Source organism: Achromobacter pulmonis, assembly GCF_002885955.2.
GTDB classification, from domain to species: Bacteria; Pseudomonadota; Gammaproteobacteria; order Burkholderiales; family Burkholderiaceae_B; genus Achromobacter; species Achromobacter pulmonis_A.
In genome coordinates, this window is record NZ_POQS01000094.1 from 1 (window position 1) to 329 (window position 329).

The window sequence follows — 329 nt, forward strand, 5'->3', positions numbered from 1 at the left end:
CTGGCTCACCGACATCAAGCAATGCAACGACGGCATCGACCAGGTGGTGTTTGAAGAGGTCCGCCGCCACGTTGGTGTCGACGCGGCCCATGCCTACGGCGGATTCATGGGACAGCTCACTGCCTGGTGCGAGCACCACCAGATTCCCTACCAGGGCATTCCGGTCGGCACGATCAAGAAGCACGCCACGGGTAAAGGTAACGCCAGCAAGGACGAGATGGTGGCGGCTGCCCGTGCGCGTGGACATGCCCCGACCGACGACAACGAGGCTGACGCCATCGCCTTGCTGTACCTGGCCCGTGAGATGGCCACGGAGGGGGTGTGACATG

The 329-nt window shown here is 63.5% G+C and carries 1 pseudogene; it reads left to right on the forward strand.

Annotated features, from left to right (window positions below):
* Window positions 1-325 (forward strand): annotated as a pseudogene (locus C1I89_RS33900) (hypothetical protein); the annotation flags it as partial.
* Window positions 326-329: the final 4 nt, after the last annotated feature.